This is a genomic window from Pseudomonas arsenicoxydans (genome assembly GCF_006438915.1).
GTDB lineage: Bacteria > Pseudomonadota > Gammaproteobacteria > Pseudomonadales > Pseudomonadaceae > Aquipseudomonas > Aquipseudomonas arsenicoxydans_A.
Genome location: NZ_RCZE01000001.1, coordinates 138,542 through 163,408, shown reverse-complemented (window position 1 = coordinate 163,408; position 24,867 = coordinate 138,542). Strand labels below are relative to the sequence as shown.

Below are 24,867 nucleotides of genomic sequence, written 5' to 3'. Positions count from 1 at the left end.
CATTCCAGCAGACGCCAGAAAATTCCAGACTGGAAAACTAGCCCCGCTGCGCCTCAGCTTCTTCATGCGCATGCCGCAGCCGCTCGCGGCTGTTGGTCAAATGCAAGCGCATCGCCGCCCGCGCCGCATCGGAATCCTGGCGGGCAATCGCGTCATAAATCTCTTCGTGTTCACGGCTCAGGCGATTCATGTAGTGCTGCTGGTCGTCATGGGCCAGGCGCGCCGAGTTCAGCCGCGTGCGCGGAATGATGCTGGTGCCCAGGTGGGTCATGATGTCGGTGAAGTAGCGGTTACCGGTCGCCAGTGCAATTTGCAGGTGGAACTGGAAGTCCGAGGCGACCGCATCGCTGGCATGCGAAGCGCTTTCGTTGAGGGCGTCCAGCGCGGCTCTCATCAAACCAAGTTGCTCGTCGCTGCGGCGTTGCGCGGCGAGGCCGGCAGACTCCACTTCGAGGCTGATGCGCAACTCCAGAATCGCCAACACGTCACGCAAGGTGACCACCGTCGCCGGGTCGATGCGGAATCCGCTCGGGCTCGGGGTATCGAGCACGAAGGTGCCGATGCCATGACGGGTTTCAACCTGCCCGGCCGCCTGCAAACGGGAAATCGCTTCGCGCACCACCGTGCGGCTGACGCCATGGGCATCCATGATCGCCGACTCGGTGGGCAACTTGTCGCCGCGTTTGAGATGCCCGTCGCGGATCTGCTCGGACAGCACCGTCACTAGTTCCTGTGCGAGGCTGCGGCGCTTGCGAGGGAGGCGTGGTGCGTCGATCGGGTTTTCCATGGTGAACATCTGTCTCGAAAATTCGGCTGAAACCGCATCATAGCTCAACGCGGTTGTACGATCACCGTCGACGACCACTATCCCTTGTAGGAGTGAGCCTGTGGTGAGTGGGCTTGTGTGGCGAGGGGGCTTGCCCCCGTTGGACTGCGCAGCAGTCCCCAGCAGTTTTGAATTTTTGGGGCCGCTCCGCGACCCAACGGGGGCAAGCCCCCTCGCCACAAAAGCCTCTTACCACACAAGCTCCTACAGGGATTTATGGTGTTCAGGCGGTCACGGTCTGGTCCACCAAATGGCCGTTCTCGATACGAACATGCCGTGGGTGGAAACGTTTCAGGCTGCTGCGATGCCCGACGCTGACAATGCTCAGCCCCGGTATTTCATCGATCAACGCCTGATACAGCGACGCTTCGTCCTCTTCATCCATCGCCGAGGTCGCTTCGTCCATGTACAACCATTGCGGTGCATACAGCAGCGCCCGGGCAAACGCCAAACGTTGCTGCTCACCTGGCGAAAGCATGCGCTGCCAGTGGTTCGCTTCATCCAGACGTCCAACAAGATGTGGCAAACGGCAGGTTTCCAGCACGTGGACGTAGCGTTCCTGCGGGTAGGTATCGCCAGCCTGTGGATAACTCAGTGCCTCGCGCAAGCTGCCAATCGGCAAGTAGGGCTTTTGCGGCAGGAACAGGTAGCGCGCCGATGGCAGACGAATACTGCCGTGGCCGGCTGGCCACAGATGCCCCATCGCGCGCAACAAGGTCGACTTGCCGCTGCCGGAACGACCGCTGAGCATGACACGCTCGCCCTCTTCCACCGCCATGTCGGCGTTGGTCAGCAGATGACGGCCGTCCGCCAGATCGAGTCCGAGGTTGTGGATCTTCAGTTCATCACCTTGATTCTGTACGTCGATGGCCGGCTGACGTTCTTCGTTGTCAGTCATGGCCTGACGGAAGCTCAGCAGACGATCACAGGTGGCGCGCCATGAAGCGAGGTTCTGGTACGCATTGATAAACCAGCTGAAACTCTCTTGAACATTGCCGAACGCCGAACTGATTTGCATCAATTCACCGAGTTCGATCTTGCCAGCGAAGTAGCGCGGCGCCGCGACCATGAAGGGGAAAATGATCGCGGCCTGAGTGTAGCCGGCCGTAAAGAAAGTCAGTCGCTTGGACACTTTCATGATGTCCCAGAAATTGTGCCAGACCATGCCGAAGCGACTGCTCAAACGACGATTTTCGTTCGGTTCGCCGTTGTAAAGCGCAATACTTTCGGCATTCTCGCGAACCCGGACCATAGAGAAACGCAGGTCGGCTTCAAAGCGTTGTTGTTGGTTGCTCAGGCCGATCAAGCGACGACCGATCAAGTGCGTCAGCCAGCTACCGACCACCGCATAGACCAGCACACACCAGAACATATAGCCGGGAATGGTAAAACCAAACACTTCAATACTGCCCGACACGCCCCACAGAATGATCGAGAACGACACCAGACTGACAATGTTGCGGAGCAACCCAATGCCCAGTTCCAGGGTGTTCGAAGTGAAGTTGTTGAGGTCTTCGGAAATCCGCTGGTCCGGGTTATCGGTGTAACCGCCCTGCTCCAGCTGGTAGTAGTTTTTGTTGCCAAGCCAACGGGCAAAGTGTTTCTCGGTCAGCCACGCTCGCCAGCGGATGGTCAGCATCTGCGTCAAATAGAGCCGGTACACCGCACCCACAATCGCCACGGCCGCAATCGCGCAGAAATACAGAATCAGCTGCCAGAAGGCCGCTTCATCTTTCTTTTGCAAGGCGTTGTAGAAGTCCTTGTACCAAGTGTTAAACCACACCGAGATCCCCACGCTGATCAGCGACAAGGCAATCACGGCGATCAGCAACGTCCAGGCCTTGACCTTCTCTTCACTGCGCCAGTAAGGCGTGATCATCGCCCAGACCTTGCGGAAAAACTGCTCGCGCACGGCATCGTTGACCGCGGAATATTCAGCGTTCTGATTCATGGATAAGGCTCGATAGAGAAAAGAACACACACGAACCGATCATAGTTGATCGGCTCGGGTTATCGCGAGGGGTGGCGATGATCGTTCAGCGCCCGTTCAGCGGCGCACCGGACGTTTCTGCAGTTTGCGCTGCAGGGTTCGGCGGTGCATGCCCAGGGCGCGGGCCGTGGCCGAGATGTTGCCTTCGTGCTCGGTCAGCACGCGCTGGATGTGTTCCCACTGCAAACGGTCCACCGACATCGGGTTTTCCGGCACCAGAGTGTCGAGGTCGGCGTGCTCGGACAGCAGGGCTGCCAGCACGTCGTCGGCGTCGGCCGGTTTGCACAGGTAATTGCAGGCGCCGCGCTTGATCGCCTCGACGGCGGTGGCAATGCTCGAATAACCGGTGAGGATCACCACGCGCATTTCCGGGTCCAGTTCCAGCAGCTTGGGCAGCAAGACCAACCCCGAGTCGCCGTCCATTTTCAGGTCCAGCGCGGCGTAATCCGGCAGGTCGGCCTGGGCGATGGTCAGGCCTTCTTCGGCAGAGCCGGCGGTGCTGACGCGAAAACCACGGCGGGCCATGGCGCGGGCCATCACGCGGGTAAAAGTTGCATCGTCGTCGACCAACAGCAAATGCGGCAGTTCTTCGCCTTCAACCTGGATATCGTCACTCATGTTCGTCTCCTCGGGCGACACGGGGCAGGCGCAGCTCGGTGAGCGTGCCGCCTTCCTCATGACTGTAGAGTTTCACTGAGCCGCCGGCGCGTGTCACGCTGGCCTTGCTCAAAAACAGGCCCAGGCCGAAACCTTTGCCCTTGGTGGTAAAAAACGGTTTGCCGATCTGCTCGGCGATGGCCAACGGCACACCGGCACCGTGGTCGCGGATGCTGATGGTCAGGTCTTCGGCGTTCCAGTCCAGCGTCACTTGCAGCCCTTCGGGGCAGGCGTCGGCGGCGTTGTTCAACAAATTCAGCAGCGCCTGGGTCAGGTCCGGTGGCGGCGCCATGCGCGGCACGGTGCCTTGCCCCAGCCGCTGGAAGCGGTAACTGGCTTCCGGGCGCATCAGGTGCCAGCGGTTCAGCGCTTCATCGAGCCAGTCGGTGACGTCCTGCATCTCCACCGCCAAACGGCGATTGGCCTCGGCGGCGCGCACCAGTTGTTGCAAGGTTTCCTTGCACAGCTTGACCTGATCCTGCAGCACGCTCAAATCGTCCTGCAACAACGGGTCGTGATGGTCCTGACGCATTTCCTTGAGCAGCACGCTCATGGTCGCCAGCGGTGTGCCCAATTCATGCGCCGCACCGGCGGCTTGCGTCGCTACCGCCAGCAATTGCTGGTCACGCAAGCCTTCTTCACGCCGAATCGCCCGCAGTTCTTCCTGACGGCGCAGCTCTTCGGCCATGCGCGCGGCGAAAAACGTAATCACCGCCGCAGCGAGCGCGAAGCTCAGCCACATCCCGTAGACCTGCAGGTTTTCCCGGGCAATCGGGAAGGTTTGCAGCGGATAGAACCGTGCGAGCAGCAAGGTGTACATCGTCAGCGCAATACCCGACAGAATCACCGAATAGCGCCATGGCAACGTCACCGCGGCGATGGTCAGCGGCACCAAGTAATAAGAGACGAACGGGTTGGTCGAGCCCCCGGAGAAATACAGCAGGGCACTGTGGATAAACAGGTCGCAGGCCAGTTGCAGCGCATATTCCAGCTCGGTGACCGGCCACGTCGTGCGCAGTCGAACCGCCGTGAACACGCACAGCAACGTCGAACAGCCAAGAGTCATTGCCAGTTGCACCCACGGCAGCGGCAGCAGGTCGAGCCAATAGGCCAACCCGACGGAACCGGCCTGGGCGGCGAGCACTAATGTGCGGATGAACGTCAGCCGCCAGAGGTTCTGGCGAGTGGCAGAAGTGATTTGAACGGGGGCGAGCATGAGCTCTCCTGATGAGCGCTCCAGGCGGATCGCACGGAGTATAACCAAGCACGGGGGCTGACAGGCAAAAGTGCGGCAAAGCGCCACAGCCTGCGAACCCTGTACTCCCTCTATCTGTATAGAAGTTGTAACTGTGCGAACCGGATCATTAAAGCTAGAGTCTGATGGTTTCATGCAGGCTCGGACCTGACACCTGCGCACCGCCCAAGGAGCTTTCATGCACACATTTCGCCGCAGCGCCGCCCTCCTCGCCCTGAGTGCCGGCACCCTCGCCAGCCTCCCGGCCCTGGCCGCCGACGAGCTGCATTACAACCAGATTTCCCTGCGCGCCGAAGTCAGCCAGGAAGTGGCTCGCGACCTGATGATCGTGACCCTCTACACCGAAGACCAAAACACCGACCCGGCCAAACTCGCCGCCGACGTCAGCACCACCATGAACAAAGCACTGGCCCAGGCGAAACAGGTCAAAGACATCACCCTGCGCCAGGGCAGCCGCAACAGCTACCCGATCTACGACACCAAGGGCCAGAAAATCACCGGCTGGCGTGAACGCGCCGAACTGCGCCTGGAGAGCTCGGACTTTGCCGCCCTGTCGAAGCTGACCGGCGAACTGCTCACCGACCTGAAAATGGGCGGCATGGACTTCGCCATCGCCACACCAACACGCAAGGCCAGCGAAGACGCCCTGCTTAAAGAAGCCGTGACCGCCTTCAAGGCTCGCGCGCAACTGGCGACCGATGCGCTGGGTGGCAAGAGCTACAAGATTGTTAACCTGAATTTGAACAGCAACGGTTATCCACAACCGTACATGCGCGGCCCGATGATGATGAAAGCCGCCGCCATGGATGCCGCGCCGGTGACACCGGATGTTGAGGCTGGCACGAGTCAGGTCAGCATGACGGCGGATGGGGCAATTGAAGTGTTGATGCCTTGATTTGATAGTCCGTACATAAAAACGGCGATCACTGGAGTGATCGCCGTTTTTTGTTGCCTGCCAGAAGCCGGGGTGAACCCCTCAGGTTATGTAGTGACTGGTCCACCGCCTTCGCGAGCAAGTCGAATCGTCGCACCGCCGCTCCCACATTCGACCGCCTTCTCATGCAGGATCTCGGTTAAATGTGGGGCTTGCTCGCGAAGAACGATAACGCGGTCTTTGAACTACTACGCCGGATCGACGTTATCCAAGGCGCGATTCACAGCCAGTTCCGCCAGCATGATGATCTGCTGGATCGCCAACACCGTATTGCGCTGCGGACCGATCAGGTTAGCGGCGTAATCGCTGGTCATGACGCTGGCAGAGGCCAGTGACTCGCAGGCCTGGGCCAGGAGGCTTTCGGTGTCCATGTTCGGGGCGATCATGTACATCGTGCTGGGGCGGCGGGGTTTTTCGGTGTATTGGGATGGGGGATCGAGGTAGTAGTCGAGGGCGCGTTTTATGGCTTCGCGGTCTTTTAGTAGCGTCTCGGCGCGTAAGTCTTCGGCTTCGGCTTCAGCTTCGGGGGTGATGGGTGGATCGGGGATCAACTTATCCATGGAATGCTCCTACTTATAAATGGGAGCCATCCAATGTCGTTTCCACACGACAATTAGGTGGCGGCTGCACGCAGGGTGGAAATACCGGTTAGTAGGACCCGGCCAGACCGAAGTCTGCCCACGCACAGCCGCCATGACGCAGTTTGCAGACGAAAGAAGTCGTCGGCAACGATTACGATGGTCCAGCTATGCGGCTACTAAGAGATCCAGGTTTCCACACCCGGTCGCTGAAATCGCAGCGACAGCCAGAGGTTAGGGGCACTGCTTCCTACCCGGCAACCTGAAAAATGCGTGGGAAAGCTCTGCGTTTTTTACACATCGTTCAACACAAAAATGGAACGCGGAGCGTCCCTGGCGGCATTCCCACGCGGGAGCGTGGGAACGATCAGTAGGGGGCGGCAGAAAGAGATTGGTCGGTTGTGAGGCCGCCATCGCTGGAAAGCCAGGCGCCGACAATAGATCGGCGTACAGCCCTTGCTTTTCACCACTCAACAGGCCGAGCGTTAGCTCGCCTGAAAGCTTTTGATCTGGCTTTTGATTTACCCGCCCCCTCGGTAGGCTGAGTGGAGGTGTGCAACCGGGGAGTGGCGCGTAGCGCCGTTCGACGCAGTCGAACACGCTGCATGTAGGTCGTAGCGAAGCAGACCGGAGGGCAGTGTCCCCGGATGGATACCGGAACGAAGGAACGCCGAGCCCAAGCGAGGGGCCGGACGCTCGGGGCGAGCCTTTTTTTGCTTACTTTTTTTTGGCGTTTGAAAAAAAAGTGAGTAGCCGTAAGGGCGAAACCCTAAGCGGCCGTTACCGCAGAAATGGATATGTACACCAAGCAAGAGAATGGTCGGCTATCAGGCCGCCATCGATAAAAGGCGCCACCAATAAAAAGCTACGGTTGCACCCAGTACCACCCATAAATGAATAGCCCAAGTCCGTGCGTATAAGTGTCGGTGCAAATGTACTGATTGGATCAATAAATAAGATGTCCCCTGACAAACACCTACCGTTCAAACTGCATCCACAGCCACAACAAACCCGTTAAACAACAAATACCTACCACGCCGCCCATCGCTCAACAGCATCCAAGCCAAGGTGCGAGCAAATCACTCCGGCCCAAAAATCCCCCACCCAACACATTCAGTCCCAAACCGTGGGTATAGATAAGTAACACCACGCGCCAACCGGGTGCGCAAGCCTCGCCAATTGCCCCGCAGCGGTGCGCCGGTTGCACCGAAAAAAACCTGCGCAAACGGTCAAATGCGCCTGAATTTATACAAATGCGACATTAAGGTACGTACGTGCCACTGTTTAACGCCTGTGGTCGCTCTGGATCTTGCATTGGGTACGGCCCCTGCATAAGTATCCGCAGGTCGACTCACGAGGTCGTCCTCTAATTCCAAAAATGACAACAATCATGAGGCCACCATGCTTAAAAACGCGGTCATTCCGTTTTTACTCGGCGCCAGCTTGCTAGCTAGTGCACCCTTCGCCCAAGCCGCGACTAACCTGGTGTTCTGCTCCGAAGGGAGCCCGGCCGGTTTCGATCCAGGTCAATACACCACCGGAACCGACTTCGACGCCTCTGCAGAAACCATGTTCAACCGCCTGACCCAGTTCGAGCGCGGCGGCACCGCCGTGATTCCTGGCCTGGCGACCAGCTGGGACATTTCCCCGGACGGCCTGACGTACACCTTCCACCTGCGTGACGGCGTCAAGTTCCATACCACCCCGTACTTCAAGCCGACTCGTGAGTTCAACGCCGACGACGTGCTGTTCACCTTTAATCGCATGATTAACAAGGATGATCCGTTCCGCAAAGCGTACCCGACTGAATTCCCGTACTTCACCGACATGGGGATGGACACCAACATCACCAAGATCGACAAAGTTGACGACAAAACCGTCAAGTTCACTTTGAAAGAAGTGGATGCCGCGTTCATCCAGAACATGGCCATGAGCTTCGCCTCGGTGCAGTCCGCCGAATACGCAGCCCAGCTGCTGAAAGAAGGCAAAGCCGCGGACATCAACCAGAAGCCGGTCGGCACTGGTCCGTTCGTGTTCAAGAGCTACCAGAAAGACTCCAACATCCGCTACACCGGGAACAAGGACTACTGGAAGCCTGACGACGTCAAGATCGACAACCTGATCTTCGCCATCACCACCGACCCGTCGGTGCGTATCCAGAAGCTGAAGAAGGGCGAGTGCCAGATCACTCTGTTCCCTCGTCCAGCCGACCTGAAGGCGCTCAAAGAAGACAAGACCCTGAAAGTGCCTGATCAGGCCGGTTTCAACCTGGGTTACATCGCCTACAACGTGATGCCTAAAGTCAAAGGCCAAACGGATGCAAACCCGTTGGCCGACCTGAAGGTTCGCCAGGCACTGGACATGGCCGTCAACAAGCAACAGATCATTGACTCCGTGTACCAAGGCGCCGGTCAACTGGCCGTCAACGCCATGCCGCCAACCCAATGGTCTTATGACACCACCATCAAGGACGCCAAGTACGATCCTGAGAAAGCCAAAGAGCTGCTCAAAGAAGCCGGCGTGAAAGAAGGCACCGAAATCGTTCTCTGGGCGATGCCGGTACAGCGTCCGTACAACCCGAACGCCAAGCTGATGGCTGAGATGCTGCAGTCTGACTGGTCCAAGATCGGCCTCAAGGTCAAGATCCAGAGCTACGAGTGGGGCGAGTACATCAAGCGCTCCAAAGGTGGCGAGAACCAAGCCATGCTGATTGGCTGGAGCGGCGACAATGGTGATCCGGACAACTGGCTGAACGTGCTGTTCGGTTGCGATTCGCTGGAAGGCAACAACTTCTCCAAGTGGTGCGACAAGAAGTTCGACGGCATCGTAAAAGAAGCCAAGCGTACAACCGACCAGGCCAAGCGCACCGAACTGTACAAACAGGCGCAACACGTCCTCAAAGATGCAGTTCCAATGACACCTATCGCTCACTCGACGGTGTTCCAACCTATGCGCAACGAAGTGCAGGATTTCAAGATCAGCCCGTTTGGCTTGAACTCCTTCTACGGCGTCAGCGTCAGCAAGTAAGGTTTTGCAACGGCGACGTTTCTGACGTCGCCGTTGCTTTATCTGCCGAGAAAGTAGGAAAACTCTTACATCCAATTCCGCCGCGTACTACTGCGGCGGAGTCGGACGCGTTGCCATTTCCTACAAGTCTTTAGGACTCTACGCATTTACTGCCAGATCCACGGGTCATACCGTCGGGTTCTGACCAGCTCATGCGTGGGCTCTCGGTTATTGCTGACAAGCATGGTTTGAAGTCAGTGATCCTCCACGTTCCAGGACGGGACGGCGGCTCATTGTCAAAACACTCGTGATTACAAGAGGGAGCGTCATGCGCCATTCCTTGGTTTTATCCGCATTACTGGGCACCGGCCTGTTGGCCGCTACCTCCATCAGCCAGGCCGCCAACAACAGCCTGGTGTTCTGCTCTGAAGGCAGCCCCGCCGGTTTCGACACGGCGCAGTACACGACTGCGACCGATAACGACGCCGCCGAGCCGCTGTACAACCGTTTGGCAGAGTTTGAAAAAGGCGCAACCAACGTCGTACCGGGCCTGGCCACCAGTTGGGATATTTCCGAAGACGGCCTCAAGTACACTTTTCACCTGCGCGAAGGGGTGAAGTTTCATACCACTCCCTACTTCACGCCGACCCGTGATTTCAACGCCGATGACGTGCTGTTCACGTTTAATCGCATGCTCGATCCGCAACAACCTTTCCGTAAGGCTTATCCGACCGAGTTCCCGTACTTCAACGGGATGAGCCTGAACAAGAACATCGCCAAGGTCGAAAAGACCGGGCCGCTGACCGTGGTCATGACGCTTAACAGCGTCGACGCCGCGTTCATCCAGAACATCGCCATGAGCTTCGCCGCCATCCTGTCCGCCGAGTACGCCGACAAGCTGCTGGCGGGCGGCAAACCGAGCGACATCAACCAGAAGCCGATCGGCACTGGACCGTTCGTGTTCAAGAGTTACCAGAAAGATTCCAACATTCGTTACACCGGCAACAAGCAGTACTGGGACCCAAGCCGGGTCAAGCTCGACAACCTGATTTTCGCCATCAACACCGACGCTTCGGTGCGGGTGCAGAAACTCAAGGCCAACGAATGCCAGATCACCCTGCATCCGCGCCCTGCCGATGTGACCGCACTGAAGAACGACGAAAAACTCAAGCTCATCGAGAAGCCAGGTTTCAACCTTGGTTACATCGCCTACAACGTTCGGCACAAGCCTTTCGACCAGCTCGAAGTGCGCCAGGCGCTGGACATGGCGGTGAACAAGCAAAGCATTCTCAACGCCGTCTACCAGGGCGCCGGGCAGTTGGCCGTCAACGCCATGCCGCCGACCCAATGGTCGTACGACGAAACGATCAAAGACGCCGCCTACAACCCGGAAAAAGCCAAGGAATTGCTCAAGGCTGCCGGCGTGAAGGAAGGCACGGAAATCACCCTGTGGGCGATGCCAGTTCAGCGCCCTTACAACCCCAACGCCAAGTTGATGGCCGAAATGCTTCAGGCTGACTGGGCAAAAATCGGTCTCAAAGTGAAGATCGTCAGCTATGAATGGGGCGAGTACATCAAACGCACCAAGAATGGCGAGCATGACATCAGCCTGATTGGCTGGACCGGGGACAATGGAGACCCGGACAACTGGCTCGGCACGCTTTACAGCTGTGACGCCATTGGCGGCAATAACTACTCCATGTGGTGTGATCCGGCTTACGACAAGCTGGTGAAACAGGCCAAGGTCGTCACCGACCGCGACCAACGCACCGTGCTGTACAAACAGGCGCAGCAATTGCTCAAGCAGCAAGTGCCGATCACGCCAGTCGCCCACTCGACGGTTAACCAGCCGTTAAGCGCCAAAGTCGAAGGGTTCAAAGTCAGCCCCTTCGGCCGCAACGTGTTCTCGGGCGTCAGTATCGACCAATAACCGATTAGCCAGAACGCTGGGGGGCATTGCGCCCTCACGCAAGCGTATTGCCGTAATTCGTCAATCCGATCTACAGCAAACGTTTGCGATGCCTTGAATGTGTTCGAAACCAAATAGCCGGATCACCAAAAAAGACCGGCATTAAAAAAAAGAAAGTAAGGAGCTTCACCCATGAAACTGAGCAGCACCGCGTTATTGGCCTTGGCCATCAGCAGCGTTACCGCCACGGCGTACGCAGAGACCCAGAGCCAGGAATTCACCCCGGTGACGGTCAACACCAAAAGTGCACAAGCTGATGCAACTGGCTTCGTCGAAGGTCAATCCATCTCCGGCACCACGCGCAACTGGTACGCCAACGAACAACTGAAACGTGGCGGCAAGTTCCTCTACAAGAAAGACGGCGTTTCGACCCCGACTGATCGTCGTATCAACTGGGTTCAAGGCACGATCATCAAGTACAACTCCGGCTTCACTGAAGGCACCGTTGGCTTCAGCACCGAAGTGGCCGCCTACAACGCTGTTGCTCTGGAGCGTGATCGCGAGAGTCTCGCCTCCAACAACGGTGGCGCACCGGGCTCTCGTCCAGGCGCAGGCAACAACCGGACACTGACCAAAGAAGGCGGCGACGCTCAAGGTCAGTGGAGCAAACTGGGCCTGGCCAACGTCAAGGCACGCGTTTCCAACACTACACTGACTGCCGGCCGCATGAACTTCAGCAGCCCGCAAGTCGACGTCATCGGTAACCGTGCCCTGCCGTCGAGCTTCGAAGGGATCGCGATCCACAGCGAAGAACTGAACAACCTTGCTTTCGACCTGGGCACTTTCGATCGCAATTCACCGCGTACCGAAGAAAGCCTGAGCAAATTCCGCTCCGAATACGGCGACCCCAAAGCCGAAACCGATCACGTCAACACCGCCGGTATCACCTACCAGCCGTTCGCCAGCCTGACTACCAGCCTGTGGGGCACCCAGGCTGAAGACCTGTGGAACCAGTACTACTTCGGCGCCAGCCATGTACTGGGTGACAGCTCGGTACTGAGCCTGACCACCGGCCTGAACTACTACAAGACCGTCGACCAAGGTAAAAAGCTGCTGGGCGACATCGACAACCAGGCCGGCTCCCTGTCGTTCGGCCTGACTCACCAGGCTCACAGCCTGACCTTCTCTTACCAGGAAATTAACGGTAACGAGTACTTCGACTACCTGCACGAAACCAACGGCATCTACCTGGCCAACTCCCTGCTGTCGGACTTCAACGGCCCGAACGAGAAGTCCTTCCAGATCGCCTACGGCCTGAACATGGCTGAATATGGCGTGCCAGGCCTGAAGTTCAACATCTACCAGGCTCGCGGCTGGGGTATCGACGGTACTCACTACGCGGGCGGCGGCTACGACGGCGTGCAATCGATGGACGGCGAGAGCCACTACGAATACGGCATCGGTTCGTCGTACGCCATTCAGAGCGGCCCGCTCAAGGCCACCACTGTTCGCGCGACCTACACCGCGCACCGTGGCAGCGAAAACCAGCCTGACGGTAGCATCAACGAGTTCCGTCTCGTGACCACCGTTCCTTTCAACATCCTGTAATGCACTTGCCCGACGGCTGATTCAGTGACGAATCGGCCGTTGGGCATTAGTCCTTTAACTGATTGCAGAGGGTTCTTGATGAAAATGCTTCCCCTACGTGCGGCCATCGCTGCCGCGTTGCTGAGTGTCGCTGTTGGCGTCGCTGCCAAACCCCTGGTGGTCTGCACCGAAGCCAGTCCGGAAGGCTTCGATATGGTCCAGTACACGACTGCAGTCACGGCCGATGCGGTGGCTGAAACCATCTTCAATCGTCTGGCGGACTTCAAGCCGGGCACCACGGAAGTGATTCCGGCACTGGCCGATTCCTGGGACATCAGCGAAGACGGTCTGAGCTACACGTTCCACCTGCGCAAAGGCGTCAAGTTTCACACCACCGAATACTTCAAGCCGACGCGCGACATGAATGCCGACGACGTGGTCTGGAGCTTCCAGCGTCAGCTGGACCCGAACCACCCATGGCACAAACTGTCGAGCGTGGGCTTCCCGTACTTTGAAAGCATGGGCTTTAAAGAGCTGCTCAAAAGCGTCGAGAAAGTCGACGACAACACGGTCAAGTTCACCCTGACCCGTCGTGAAGCGCCGTTCCTGGCCGACATCGCCATGGCCTTCTCCTCGATCTACTCGGCCGAATACGCCGACCAGTTGCTCAAGGCGAACAAGGCCGGCGACCTGAACAACAAGCCGATCGGCACCGGCCCGTTCGTGTTCCAGCGTTACAACAAGGACGCGCAAGTCCGCTTCAAGGCCAACCCGGAGTACTTCCGTGGCAAGCCGCCGGCTGACGCGTTGATCCTGGCGATTGCCACCGACAACAACGTGCGCCTGCAAAAGCTTAAGGCCAATGAGTGCCAGATCGCGCTGTATCCGAAACCGGATGACATCCCGAGCATCAAGAAAGACGCCAACCTGAAGGTTGATGAGCTGAACGCGATGACCGTTTCCTACATCGCGATGAACACCTCGCACAAATACATGAGCGATGTGCGCGTGCGCAAAGCCATCGACATCGCGTTCGACAAGGCCGCCTATGTCAACGCGCTGTTCGGCAAAGGCAATGCGACCGTGGCGGTCAACCCGTACCCGGACACCCTGCTGGGCTACAACCACACGCTGACCAACCCGCCGCGTGACCTGGACAAGGCCCGCGCCTTGCTCAAGGAAGCAGGCGTACCGGAAGGCACAACGTTTACACTGTTCACCCGCAATGGCGGCGGGCCGACCAACCCGAACCCGATGCTCGGTGCGCAGATGATGCAGGCTGACCTGGCCCAGGTCGGGATCAAGGTCGACATTCGCGTCATGGAATGGGGCGAAATGCTCAAACGTGCGAAAAACGGCGAGCACGACATGGTTTCCGCCGGATGGGCGGGCGATAACGGCGATCCGGATAACTTCCTGACGCCTATGCTGAGTTGCGAAGCGGCCAAGAACGGCGAAAACTATGCGCGCTGGTGCAACGAGAAATTCCAGACGCTGATCGACGATGCCCGAGCTAAAGTGAACCCGACGGAACGCGCAGCGCTCTACGAGCAAGCCCAGGAGGTTTTCAATCAGGACCAGCCATGGATCAGCATGGCGCACACCCGTATGTTTACTGCAATGCGCAACAACGTAGAGGGCTATCACATTAGCCCGCTTACCACGAATAACTTCGCCACCACCCAGGTGAAGTAAATAAGAAAACTCCCGGTGTCCCTGACTCCAGGGACACCAGGCACGCCTAACCGGCTGATGAGGTACACCACAAGATGTTTAGTTTTATTGCCCGCCGATTGGGGTTATTGATCCCCACGTTCTTCGGCATCACCTTGCTGACTTTCGCGTTGATTCGCATGATTCCAGGCGACCCCGTGGAAGTAATGATGGGCGAACGTCGAGTCGACCCCGAAATGCATGCTCAGGCAATGGAACGCCTTGGTCTGAACAAACCGCTGTATGCCCAATACATGGACTACATCGGCAAACTGGCTCACGGCGACCTCGGCGAATCGCTGCGTACCCGTGAAAGCGTGTGGAGCGAATTCACCTCTCTATTCCCCGCGACCCTGGAACTGTCCATGGCCGCCCTGTTGTTCGCCGGCATCCTGGGCCTCCTGGCCGGGGTGATTGCGGCACTCAAGCGAGGATCCCTGTTCGACCATGGGGTGATGGGCATCTCCCTGGCGGGATATTCGATGCCGATCTTCTGGTGGGGCCTGATCCTGATCATGTTCTTCTCGGTGAGCCTGGGCTGGACCCCGGTGTCCGGGCGGATCGACCTGCTCTATGACATCGAACCGCGCACCGGCTTCATGCTCATCGACACGCTGCTGGCCGATGACGTCGGTGCGTTCTTCGATGCCTTGCATCACCTGATCCTGCCGGCCATCGTGCTGGGTACCATCCCGCTGGCCGTTATTGCTCGGATGACCCGCTCTTCGATGCTTGAAGTGTTGCGTGAAGACTACATCCGTACCGCTCGTGCCAAAGGCCTGTCGCCTTCTCGCGTGGTGTTCGTGCACGGTCTGCGTAACGCGCTGATTCCGGTACTGACCGTGGTCGGCCTGCAAGTCGGCACATTGCTGGCCGGTGCAGTCCTGACCGAAACCATCTTCTCGTGGCCCGGCATCGGTAAGTGGCTGATCGAAGCCATTGGCGCCCGAGACTATCCAGTCGTGCAAAACGGCATCCTGCTAATCGCCTGCCTGGTGATTGTGGTCAACTTCGTAGTGGACATCCTCTACGGCTTTGCCAACCCACGCATCCGTCACCAGCGCTGAGATCATGACCATGACCACTCCAGCTTCAACTACAAATCAAGCGGTAGCAGTCGATCAAAGCCTGCTGTATCCGTCCCCGTACAAAGAATTCTGGCACGCGTTTTCCCGCAACAAGGGCGCCGTCGCCGGCCTGATGTTCATGTTGCTGGTGATTTTCTGCGCAATCTTCGCGCCGTGGGTTGCCCCGCATAACCCGAGCGAGCAATACCGTGACTTCCTGCTGACCCCGCCAGCCTGGCTGGAAGGTGGGCAGATCCAGTTCCTGCTCGGCACCGATGAACTGGGTCGCGACCTGCTGTCGCGCCTGATCACCGGTTCGCGCCTGTCGTTGCTGATCGGTTTGTCGTCGGTGGTGATGTCGCTGATTCCGGGGATCCTGCTGGGTCTGTTCGCCGGTTTCTTCCCGCGCCTGCTCGGCCCGACCATCATGCGTCTGATGGACATCATGCTGGCCCTGCCGTCCCTGCTGCTGGCCGTGGCGATTGTCGCCATCCTCGGCCCTGGCCTGATCAATACCGTGATCGCCATCGCCGTGGTGTCCCTGCCGTCCTATGTTCGTCTGACCCGTGCTGCGGTGATGGGCGAGCTGAACCGCGACTACGTGACCGCCGCGCGCCTGGCCGGTGCCACGCTGCCGCGCCTGATGTTCATCACCGTGCTGCCAAACTGCATGGCGCCGCTGATCGTTCAGGCGACCTTGAGCTTCTCCTCGGCGATTCTCGATGCCGCCGCACTGGGCTTCCTCGGCCTTGGCGTACAACCGCCAACCCCTGAGTGGGGCACCATGCTGGCTTCGGCTCGCGACTACATCGAACGCGCCTGGTGGGTGGTAAGCCTGCCTGGTCTGACCATTTTGCTCAGCGTGCTGGCAATCAACTTGATGGGCGACGGCCTGCGCGATGCGCTGGACCCGAAACTCAAGAACGCCGCCTGAGGAGATTCAAATGTCACTGTTAGAAATCAAGAATCTCAATGTTCGCTTCGGCGACAAGAACGCCGTTCCGGTGGTCGACGGGCTCGACATTACCGTGGAAAAAGGCGAAGTCCTGGCCATCGTTGGCGAGTCGGGTTCGGGTAAATCCGTGACCATGATGGCGCTGATGGGCCTGATCGAGCATCCGGGGATCGTCACTGCCGACGCCCTGAATTTCGACGGCAAGAACATGCTCAAGCTCAGCAACCGTCAGCGTCGACAAATCGTCGGCAAAGACCTGGCCATGGTCTTCCAGGACCCGATGACCGCGCTGAACCCGAGCTACACCGTCGGTTTCCAGATCGAAGAAGTGCTGCGCCTGCACCTGAAAATGTCCAGCAAACAAGCGCGCAAGCGTGCCATCGAGCTGCTGGAAAAAGTGGAAATCCCGGGTGCCGCGAGCCGTATGGACGCCTACCCGCACCAACTGTCCGGCGGTATGAGCCAGCGTGTTGCAATCGCCATGGCGATTGCCGGCGAGCCGAAACTGTTGATCGCGGACGAACCCACCACGGCACTGGACGTCACGATTCAGGCGCAGATCATGGACCTGCTGCTGGCGTTGCAGAAAGAGCAGAACATGGGCCTGGTGCTGATCACTCACGACCTCGCGGTCGTGGCTGAAACCGCCCAGCGCGTGTGCGTGATGTACGCGGGCCAAGCGGTTGAAGTCGGTCAGGTGCCACAGCTGTTCGACATTCCGGCGCACCCGTACAGCGAAGCACTGCTCAAGGCGATTCCGGAACACAGCCTCGGCGCTACACGCCTGTCGACCCTGCCGGGTATCGTTCCCGGCCGCTACGACCGTCCGCAGGGTTGCCTGCTGTCGCCGCGTTGCCCGTATGTGCAAGACAGCTGCCGCGCCACGCGCCCGACCCTGGACCCTAAAAGCCACAGCCTCGCCCGCTGCTTCTACCCGCTTAATCAGGAGGTGGCGTAATGGCCGTCGTACTTACCGCCCGCGACCTGACCCGTCACTACGAAGTGTCCCGCGGCCTGTTCAAGGGCCACGCGACCGTGCGCGCCCTCAACGGCGTGTCGTTTGAACTGCATGCCGGCAAGACCCTCGCCGTCGTCGGTGAATCGGGCTGCGGCAAATCCACCTTGGCCCGTGCGTTGACCCTGATCGAAGAGCCGTCCTCGGGCTCCTTGAAAATCGCCGGCCAGGAAGTCGCCGGTGCCGACAAGGCCCAGCGCAAGCAGTTGCGCAAAGACGTGCAGATGGTGTTCCAGAGCCCGTACGCCTCGCTCAACCCACGGCAGAAAGTCGGTGACCAGCTCGGCGAACCGCTGCTGATCAATACCAACCTGTCGGCCGCAGAACGTCGCGAAAAAGTCCAGGCGATGATGAAGCAGGTGGGCTTGCGTCCTGAGCACTACCAGCGTTATCCGCACATGTTCTCCGGCGGTCAGCGCCAGCGGATCGCTTTGGCCCGTGCGATGATGCTGCAGCCTAAAGTGCTGGTAGCGGACGAACCGACCTCGGCGCTGGACGTGTCGATCCAGGCGCAGGTGCTCAACCTGTTTATGGATTTGCAGCAAGAGTTCAACACCGCCTACGTTTTCATCTCCCACAACCTGGCCGTGGTGCAACACGTTGCCGATGACGTGATGGTGATGTACCTCGGTCGCCCGGTGGAAATGGGTCCGAAGAACGACATTTATGAGCGTCCGCTGCACCCGTACACCCAGGCGCTGCTGTCGGCCACACCGACCATTCACCCGGACCCGAACAAGCCGAAAATCAAGATCGTCGGCGAGTTGCCTAACCCGTTGAACCCGCCGTCGGGTTGCGCTTTCCACAAGCGCTGCCCGTACGCGACCGAGCGTTGCAGCACCGAAGAGCCAGCCCTGCGCCCTCTCGATAACCGCCAGGTGGCTTGCCACTACGCCGAGCAATTCCTCGACGGCGCGGCCTGAAAAAAAGCGCGCCTCATGAGATGAGGCGCGCTTGAATCAACCAAACCCCTTCTGCTTCGATTGCGCATCAATCCGGCAAAAGGGGTTTTCTTTTGCCCTGGACTTACGATTGGTCGTCGCCTTCTTCATCGTCGGAACCCGTCGGTTCGTCCGCTCCCTCAGTGCCACTTTTGCCAGAGTCCTGACCATCAGGATCAGAATCATCGGCGTAAATGGCATGAATTGAACTGCCTGGCCCCTGAACACCCGAATAACCATGAGAGTGCCCTGGGCTACTGGCCCACGCGGCCGAGGTCCCTAGAGACAACATCACCATTACTTTGATCAACAGCAAAATGCGTGGAAAGATTTTCATAACCGATTCCGTCCTTTCATGGGTGAAGCCTGGGTGCCTGTCTGGCGCTGATTGAAATCTAGTTCCGATCAGCCTGGTTCACCAGATAGGACGCTAACGACGGGCCGGAAATGCCCGTGATTGGCAGATTGGTTTTGAATAACAGTTATCTCGAATCGCTATTTCAACTCCTGACTCGGTCCAGTGTGGGAGCGGGCTTGCTCGCGAAGGCGGAGTTTCATCCAACATTGATGTTGACTGACCCGACGCCTTCGCGAGCAAGCCCGCTCCCACACTAGACCGAGTCACCAATAAAAAACCCCGCAGCTTTCACTACGGGGTTTTGGTGTCGCCAATCAACGCTTAGTGATGCTCGCGCGTCGCACGGAATTTCACGTCCGGCCAGCGCTCTTCCATCAACGCCAGGTTGACCCGGGTCGGGGCCAGGTAGGTCAGGTGACCACCGCCGTCGATCGCGAGGTTTTCCACCGCCTTGTTGGAGAATTCCTCGAGCTTCTTCTTGTCGCTGCAATCGATCCAGCGCGCGGAATAAACGGTGATTGGCTCGTACGAGCACTCAACCTTGTATTCCTCTTTCAAACGGCTGGCGACCACATCGAACTGCAGCACACCGACGGCGCCGAGGATGATGTCGTTACTGCGCTCGGGGAAGAACACCTGGGTCGCGCCCTCTTCCGCCAACTGCTGCAAGCCCTGGCGCAGTTGCTTGGATTTCAGCGGATCACGCAGGCGTACGCGACGGAACAGTTCCGGGGCGAAGTGCGGGATGCCGGTGAAGCCCAGGGCTTCGCCTTCGGTGAAGGTGTCGCCGATCTGGATGGTGCCGTGGTTGTGCAAACCGATGATGTCGCCGGCAAACGCTTCTTCCAGTTGCTCACGCTCGGAGGAGAAGAAGGTCAGCGCGTCACCGATCCGCACGTCCTTGCCGGTGCGCACGTGGCGCATCTTCATGCCTTTTTCGTACTTGCCGGAGCAGATGCGCATGAAGGCGATGCGGTCGCGGTGTTTCGGGTCCATGTTCGCCTGGATCTTGAACACGAAACCGGCGAATTTCTCTTCGACTGGCTCAACGGTGCGCTCGTTGGCGACACGGGCCAATGGCTTCGGCGCCCAATTGACCACGGCGTCGAGCACGTGATCGACACCGAAGTTGCCCAATGCAGTACCGAAGAATACCGGCGTCAGTTGGCCGTCGAGGAATTCCTGCTGGTTGAACTCGTGGCAGGCACCCTGCACCAGTTCCAGCTGATCGACGAAGCGGTCGTACTCGTCGCCCAAATGCGCGCGCGCTTCATCGGAGTCGAGCTTCTCGATGATTTTCACATCGGTACGTTCGTGGCCGTGACCGGCGGTGTACACGATGATGTAGTCATCGGCGAGGTGATACACGCCTTTGAAGTCGCGGTAGCAACCGATCGGCCAGGTGATCGGCGCTGCCTTGATCTTCAGGACTGCTTCGATTTCGTCGAGCAGTTCAATCGGGTCGCGGATGTCACGGTCGAGTTTGTTGATGAAGCTGACAATCGGCGTGTCACGCAGACGGCAAACGTCCATCAGCGCAATGGTCCGTGGCTCTACACCCTTACCGCCGTCGAGAACCATCAAGGCCGAGTCCACCGCAGTCAGTGTGCGATAGGTGTCTTCGGAGAAGTCTTCGTGGCCGGGGGTGTCGAGCAGGTTGATCATGTGGTCGCGATACGGGAACTGCATGACCGACGTGGTAATCGAGATACCACGCTGCTTTTCCATTTCCATCCAGTCGGAGGTGGCATGGCGGTCGGACTTGCGAGACTTCACCGTGCCCGCAATCGCAATCGCCTTGCCCATCAGCAAGAGCTTCTCGGTGATGGTGGTTTTACCGGCATCGGGGTGGGAAATAATGGCGAAAGTGCGGCGTTTCGCGACTTCGGCGGCCTGTTTGGTCATGGGAAATCGCCTGGCAGGTGATTCAAAAAAGGGCGGCGAGTATAGCGCAAACCGAGCCTTACGGACCACCGCTCGCCCTGTCGCCAACGACGATTGACCGACTCGCGGGGACATCAAGGGTGGCTAAATGCTGTTAATTATGGAACCTTTTAAAAGGTGCAGACGTCCACTCCCCTGTTACGGCACTCGTACCAGGGGCTGAAAAATCAGCAAGTTGGCCTGACGAGGCTGCGCTTATGGCTCGATCTCATGCGGTTTTACCAACATGAAGAGCTGCTTCTCGCGAACGTTGATAATCCCGGCAGCCAGTGATGGCATTGCCACTCGGGACTGCGTTCGCCGACAAAAGAAAAAAGGAGTCCGCCTGTGGCTATTCGCTATGGCAAAGGGCTGATAGGAGGTGCGGTTGTCGTCGCCCTTCTGGCCCTGCTGGTCCACTGGATTGGCATCAACACGATCGAACAGTACCGCGACGATTTGTTGTTTTACCTGCAAGCTCACTTGATTCTCGTCCTTGTTTCCATGCTGGCCGCCCTCGTTGTGGGCATCCCCGCCGGTATCTTCCTCAGCCGTCCGTCCATGGTGGACCGAGCTGAGCGCTTCATGCAGCTCTTCAACATCGGCAACACCGTGCCGCCTCTCGCCGTACTCGCCATCGCCCTGGGGATTCTGGGCATCGGCAGCGGCCCCGCTATTTTCGCCTTGTTCCTCGCCTCACTGCTGCCGATCGTGCGCAACACCTATGAAGGCCTGAAAAACGTTCAGGGTTCACTGAAAGAAGCGGCCGTCGGCATCGGCATGACCCCGGCCCAAGTGCTGTGGCGGGTCGAACTGCCCAACGCCGTGCCGATCATCATCGGCGGCGTGCGTGTGGCCCTGGCGATCAACGTCGGCACCGCACCGTTGGCGTTCCTGATCGGCGCCAACAGCCTCGGCAGCCTGATTTTCCCCGGCATCGCCCTGAACAATCAGCCGCAACTGCTGCTCGGCGCGGCCTGCACCGCCCTGCTGGCCTTGCTGCTCGACGGCCTGGTGACACTCGCCAGCCGCCTCTGGCTCGAACGCGGCTTGCGCCCGTCTTAAGCCTCGGCAAAGGAATTTTTATGAAGACATTTAGCTTTTTACTAGGCTGCGTCCTGCTGTTCGCAGGATTTGCTCAAGCCGCTGAAAAACCGGCAATCCGCATCGGCGCCCGGGTGTTCACCGAACAAACCCTGCTGGCCGAAATCACCGCCCAATACCTTCGCACCAAGGGTTATGACACCCAGGTGACCGGCGGACTGGGCAGCAACCTCGCGCGCAGCGCCCACGAAAGTGGCCAGCTGGATTTGATGTGGGAATACACCGGCGTGTCGCTGGTGGCTTACAACCACATCACGGAAAAACTCGACAGCGCCCAGTCCTACGCCAAGGTGAAAGAACTCGATGCGAAAAAAGGCCTCGTCTGGCTGACTCCGTCGAAATTCAGCAATACCTATGCGCTGGCACTACCGGAAAAAACCGCGAAAGCCTATCCGCAGATCAACACCATCAGCGAGTTGAACACGGTGTTGCAGGCTGAGCAAAAGGACAATCATCTGGTCGCGCTGGACACCGAGTTCGCCAACCGCTCCGACGGCCTGAACGGCATGGTCGACCTGTACGGCATGAACCTGACCCGCAACAACATCCGGCAGATGGACGCAGGCTTGGTCTACACCGCCCTGCGCAATGGCCAGGTGTTTGCCGGTCTGGTCTACACCACTGACGGTCGATTGAACGCCTTCAAGCTGAAACTGCTCGAAGACGACAAGCACTACTTCCCGGACTACACCGCCGCGCCGGTGGTGCGTCAGGACTACCTCGACGCCCATCCAAAACTGGCGGAAGAAATGAAGCCGCTGGCCGAACTGTTCGACGACGAAACCATGCGCCAGCTCAACGCGCGGGTCGATGTCGATCACGAAAGCCCTTCATCCGTTGCCGCCGATTTCCTGCGCCAACATCCCATCAAGTAAGGAGGAAAAGACATGGAATTTCTGAACGCCTTTTCCCATCTCGACTGGCCCTTGGTGCTGCACCTGACCTGGCAACACATCACCCTCGTCGGCATTGCCGTGACGTTGGCGATAGTGGTCGGCGTGCCGCTGGGCATTCTGATGACGCGCTTCCCGACACTCGCCGGTCCCTTGCAAGCCAGCGCCACGGTGCTGCTGACCGTGCCGTCGATTGCGCTGTTCGGCCTGCTGCTGCCGTTCTACTCCAAATTCGGCCAGGGCCTCGGTCCGATGCCGGCAATTACGGCAGTGTTTCTGTACTCGCTGCTGCCGATCATGCGTAACACCTACCTGGCGCTGACCGGCGTCGACCCTGGCATTCGCGAAGCCGCCCGTGGCATCGGCATGACCTTCGGCCAGCGCCTGCGCATGGTCGAACTGCCGATTGCAGTGCCGGTGATCCTCGCTGGCGTGCGCACCGCCGTGGTCATGAACATTGGTGTCATGACCATCGCCGCGACCATCGGCGCCGGTGGCCTCGGTGTACTCATTCTCGCTTCCATCAGCCGCAGCGACATGTCGATGCTGATCGTCGGCGCCGTGCTGGTCAGTCTCCTGGCCATCTTCGCCGACCTGCTTCTGCAATGGCTGCAACGCACGCTGACTCCAAAAGGACTCCTGAAATGATCGAACTTCAAAACCTCAGCAAGACCTTCCAAAGCAACGGCAAAGATGTGAAAGCCGTGGATTCGGTGAGCCTGACCGTCAATGAAGGCGAAATCTGTGTGTTCCTCGGGCCATCGGGCTGCGGCAAAAGCACCACGCTGAAGATGATCAACCGCCTGATCAAGCCGACCTCGGGCAAGATCCTGATCAACGGCGAAGACACCACCGACCTCGACGCCGTGACCCTGCGCCGCAACATCGGTTATGTGATCCAGCAGATCGGCCTGTTCCCGAACATGACCATCGAGGAAAACATCACCATCGTTCCGCGCCTGCTGGGCTGGGACAAACAGAAATGCCACGACCGCGCCCGCGAGTTGATGAGCATGATCAAGCTTGAGCCCAAGCAGTACCTGAATCGCTACCCGCGGGAATTGTCCGGTGGCCAGCAGCAGCGGATCGGCGTGATTCGTGCGCTGGCGGCGGATGCGCCTCTGTTGTTGATGGATGAGCCGTTCGGCGCGGTCGACCCGATCAACCGCGAGATGATCCAGAACGAGTTCTTCGAGATGCAGCGCGCGCTGAACAAGACCGTGATCATGGTCAGCCACGACATTGATGAAGCGATCAAGCTCGGCGACAAGATTGCGATCTTCCGCGCCGGCAAGCTGCTGCAGATTGATCATCCGGACACGTTGCTGGCACACCCGGCGGATGATTTCGTCAGCAACTTCGTCGGCCAGGACAGCACGCTCAAGCGTCTGTTGCTGGTGAAAGCCGAGGACGCGGCGGACAACGCACCGTCGGTGAGCCCGGAAACACCGGTGGCTGAGGCGCTTGAGTTGATGGATGAACTCGACCGTCGTTACGTCGTGGTCACCTGTAAGGACAACAAGGCCTTGGGCTACGTGCGCCGTCGCGACCTTCACCGTCAGACCGGGACTTGCGCGCAGTACCTGCGTGAGTTCAACGCCACGGCGGCGTTTGACGAGCATTTGCGCATCCTGCTGTCGCGCATGTACGAGTTCAATCGCTCCTGGCTGCCGGTGATGGATGCCGAGCGGGTGTTCCTGGGAGAAGTGACGCAGGAGTCGATTGCCGAGTATTTGAGCTCTGGCAAGTCCCGTGGGGGCAAGACTAGTATTGTTTCGCCCGCGGAAGTTGCACTCGCCTGATCTGACCCTGTGGTGAGGGGGCTTGCCCCCGTTGGGCCGCGAAGCGGTCCTAAAACCTGAGTCCGCGGTTATTCAAATACACCGCGCTGACTGGTTTTGCGGCTGCTTCGCAGCCGAACGGGGGCAAGCCCCCTCGCCACAGAACTCCCTCGCCACACAGGCAACTCGAATCCCTTCAAAAGTCCCCATTCGGGGAACATCACACTGTCATGCAGGTCGGTTACATCAGTAGCTGTCAGGGACCGCACGACGGAAGCGTGCAAAAACGCGACATTTTTTGTTGATCTCAAGCCCCTCACGCCCTAAAGTTCGCGCCGAACGTCCATGCTGGAAACGATCCATCCGGCTCAAGTA

The 24,867-nt window shown here is 58.7% G+C and carries 20 protein-coding genes; 13 read left to right on the top strand and 7 right to left on the bottom strand.

Annotation, left to right across the window (positions count from 1 at the left end; translation table 11 throughout):
- Positions 1 to 37 precede the first annotated feature (37 nt).
- The 4 genes from EAH78_RS00695 to EAH78_RS00680 form a co-directional block, all read right to left on the bottom strand.
- Positions 38 to 787, bottom strand: a complete 750-nt coding sequence (locus tag EAH78_RS00695) for a FadR/GntR family transcriptional regulator (RefSeq protein ID WP_027924505.1) — start codon at positions 785 to 787, stop codon at positions 38 to 40.
- A gap of 262 nt (positions 788 to 1,049) precedes the next feature.
- Entirely contained in the window at positions 1,050 to 2,777 is a 1,728-nt protein-coding gene (locus tag EAH78_RS00690; protein ID WP_140664172.1) for an ABC transporter ATP-binding protein/permease, read from the bottom strand.
- 96 nt (positions 2,778 to 2,873) lie between these two features.
- The gene (locus tag EAH78_RS00685; RefSeq protein WP_027924503.1) at positions 2,874 to 3,434 is read right to left on the bottom strand and encodes a response regulator transcription factor; all 561 of its coding nucleotides are present in this window, start codon (positions 3,432 to 3,434) and stop codon (positions 2,874 to 2,876) included.
- On the bottom strand, positions 3,427 to 4,689 hold the full coding sequence (locus EAH78_RS00680; RefSeq protein ID WP_140664169.1) for an ATP-binding protein: 1,263 nt from the start codon (positions 4,687 to 4,689) through the stop codon (positions 3,427 to 3,429). The genes EAH78_RS00685 and EAH78_RS00680 overlap by 8 nt, the downstream gene beginning before the upstream one ends.
- A 217-nt stretch (positions 4,690 to 4,906) precedes the next feature.
- Between EAH78_RS00680 and EAH78_RS00675 the strand changes: the two genes are divergently transcribed.
- Positions 4,907 to 5,623 carry an SIMPL domain-containing protein gene (locus tag EAH78_RS00675; RefSeq protein ID WP_140664166.1) on the top strand — a complete coding sequence of 239 codons (717 nt, stop codon included), beginning with the start codon at positions 4,907 to 4,909 and terminating at the stop codon, positions 5,621 to 5,623.
- Positions 5,624 to 5,850: 227 nt separating this feature from the next.
- On the opposite strand, the gene EAH78_RS00670 is transcribed toward EAH78_RS00675, so the two are convergent.
- Complete coding sequence (locus tag EAH78_RS00670; protein ID WP_140664163.1) at positions 5,851 to 6,222, bottom strand: DUF6124 family protein; 372 nt, start codon at positions 6,220 to 6,222, stop codon at positions 5,851 to 5,853.
- 1,419 nt (positions 6,223 to 7,641) lie between these two features.
- Here EAH78_RS00670 and EAH78_RS00665 point away from each other — a divergent pair.
- From EAH78_RS00665 to EAH78_RS00630, 8 genes are all read left to right on the top strand, one after another.
- Complete coding sequence (locus EAH78_RS00665) at positions 7,642 to 9,267, top strand: ABC transporter substrate-binding protein (protein WP_140664159.1); 1,626 nt, start codon at positions 7,642 to 7,644, stop codon at positions 9,265 to 9,267.
- A gap of 307 nt (positions 9,268 to 9,574) precedes the next feature.
- Positions 9,575 to 11,176: an ABC transporter substrate-binding protein gene (locus tag EAH78_RS00660; protein ID WP_140664156.1), complete on the top strand. Its 1,602-nt coding sequence runs from the start codon at positions 9,575 to 9,577 to the stop codon at positions 11,174 to 11,176.
- A gap of 171 nt (positions 11,177 to 11,347) precedes the next feature.
- The gene (locus EAH78_RS00655) at positions 11,348 to 12,763 is read left to right on the top strand and encodes an OprD family porin (protein ID WP_140664152.1); all 1,416 of its coding nucleotides are present in this window, start codon (positions 11,348 to 11,350) and stop codon (positions 12,761 to 12,763) included.
- 78 nt (positions 12,764 to 12,841) lie between these two features.
- Positions 12,842 to 14,437: an ABC transporter substrate-binding protein gene (locus EAH78_RS00650; RefSeq protein WP_140664149.1), complete on the top strand. Its 1,596-nt coding sequence runs from the start codon at positions 12,842 to 12,844 to the stop codon at positions 14,435 to 14,437.
- A 74-nt stretch (positions 14,438 to 14,511) separates the two neighbouring features.
- On the top strand, positions 14,512 to 15,522 hold the full coding sequence (locus EAH78_RS00645; protein WP_140664146.1) for an ABC transporter permease subunit: 1,011 nt from the start codon (positions 14,512 to 14,514) through the stop codon (positions 15,520 to 15,522).
- A 10-nt stretch (positions 15,523 to 15,532) separates the two neighbouring features.
- Complete coding sequence (locus tag EAH78_RS00640; RefSeq protein ID WP_140664143.1) at positions 15,533 to 16,456, top strand: ABC transporter permease subunit; 924 nt, start codon at positions 15,533 to 15,535, stop codon at positions 16,454 to 16,456.
- Positions 16,457 to 16,466: 10 nt separating this feature from the next.
- Positions 16,467 to 17,435, top strand: coding sequence for an ABC transporter ATP-binding protein (locus EAH78_RS00635; protein WP_140664139.1), 969 nt, complete (start codon positions 16,467 to 16,469; stop codon positions 17,433 to 17,435).
- Positions 17,435 to 18,415 (top strand): peptide ABC transporter ATP-binding protein, encoded by a 981-nt coding sequence (locus EAH78_RS00630; protein WP_059181621.1) that lies wholly within the window; start codon positions 17,435 to 17,437, stop codon positions 18,413 to 18,415. The genes EAH78_RS00635 and EAH78_RS00630 overlap by 1 nt, the downstream gene beginning before the upstream one ends.
- Positions 18,416 to 18,518: 103 nt before the next feature.
- On the opposite strand, the gene EAH78_RS00625 is transcribed toward EAH78_RS00630, so the two are convergent.
- Positions 18,519 to 18,770, bottom strand: coding sequence for a hypothetical protein (locus EAH78_RS00625; protein WP_140664136.1), 252 nt, complete (start codon positions 18,768 to 18,770; stop codon positions 18,519 to 18,521).
- Positions 18,771 to 19,112: 342 nt separating this feature from the next.
- Positions 19,113 to 20,696: a peptide chain release factor 3 gene (locus tag EAH78_RS00620; protein WP_140664134.1), complete on the bottom strand. Its 1,584-nt coding sequence runs from the start codon at positions 20,694 to 20,696 to the stop codon at positions 19,113 to 19,115.
- 366 nt (positions 20,697 to 21,062) lie between these two features.
- Between EAH78_RS00620 and EAH78_RS00615 the strand changes: the two genes are divergently transcribed.
- From EAH78_RS00615 to EAH78_RS00600, 4 genes are read left to right on the top strand one after another with little or no spacing between them, the layout of a single operon-like run.
- Positions 21,063 to 21,779, top strand: a complete 717-nt coding sequence (locus tag EAH78_RS00615; protein WP_140664130.1) for an ABC transporter permease — start codon at positions 21,063 to 21,065, stop codon at positions 21,777 to 21,779.
- Between the two features lie 20 nt (positions 21,780 to 21,799).
- Entirely contained in the window at positions 21,800 to 22,693 is an 894-nt protein-coding gene (locus tag EAH78_RS00610; RefSeq protein ID WP_140664127.1) for a glycine betaine ABC transporter substrate-binding protein, read from the top strand.
- A 12-nt stretch (positions 22,694 to 22,705) separates the two neighbouring features.
- On the top strand, positions 22,706 to 23,359 hold the full coding sequence (locus EAH78_RS00605) for an ABC transporter permease (protein WP_140664124.1): 654 nt from the start codon (positions 22,706 to 22,708) through the stop codon (positions 23,357 to 23,359).
- Entirely contained in the window at positions 23,356 to 24,513 is a 1,158-nt protein-coding gene (locus tag EAH78_RS00600; protein WP_140664121.1) for a betaine/proline/choline family ABC transporter ATP-binding protein, read from the top strand. The genes EAH78_RS00605 and EAH78_RS00600 overlap by 4 nt, the downstream gene beginning before the upstream one ends.
- Positions 24,514 to 24,867: the final 354 nt, after the last annotated feature.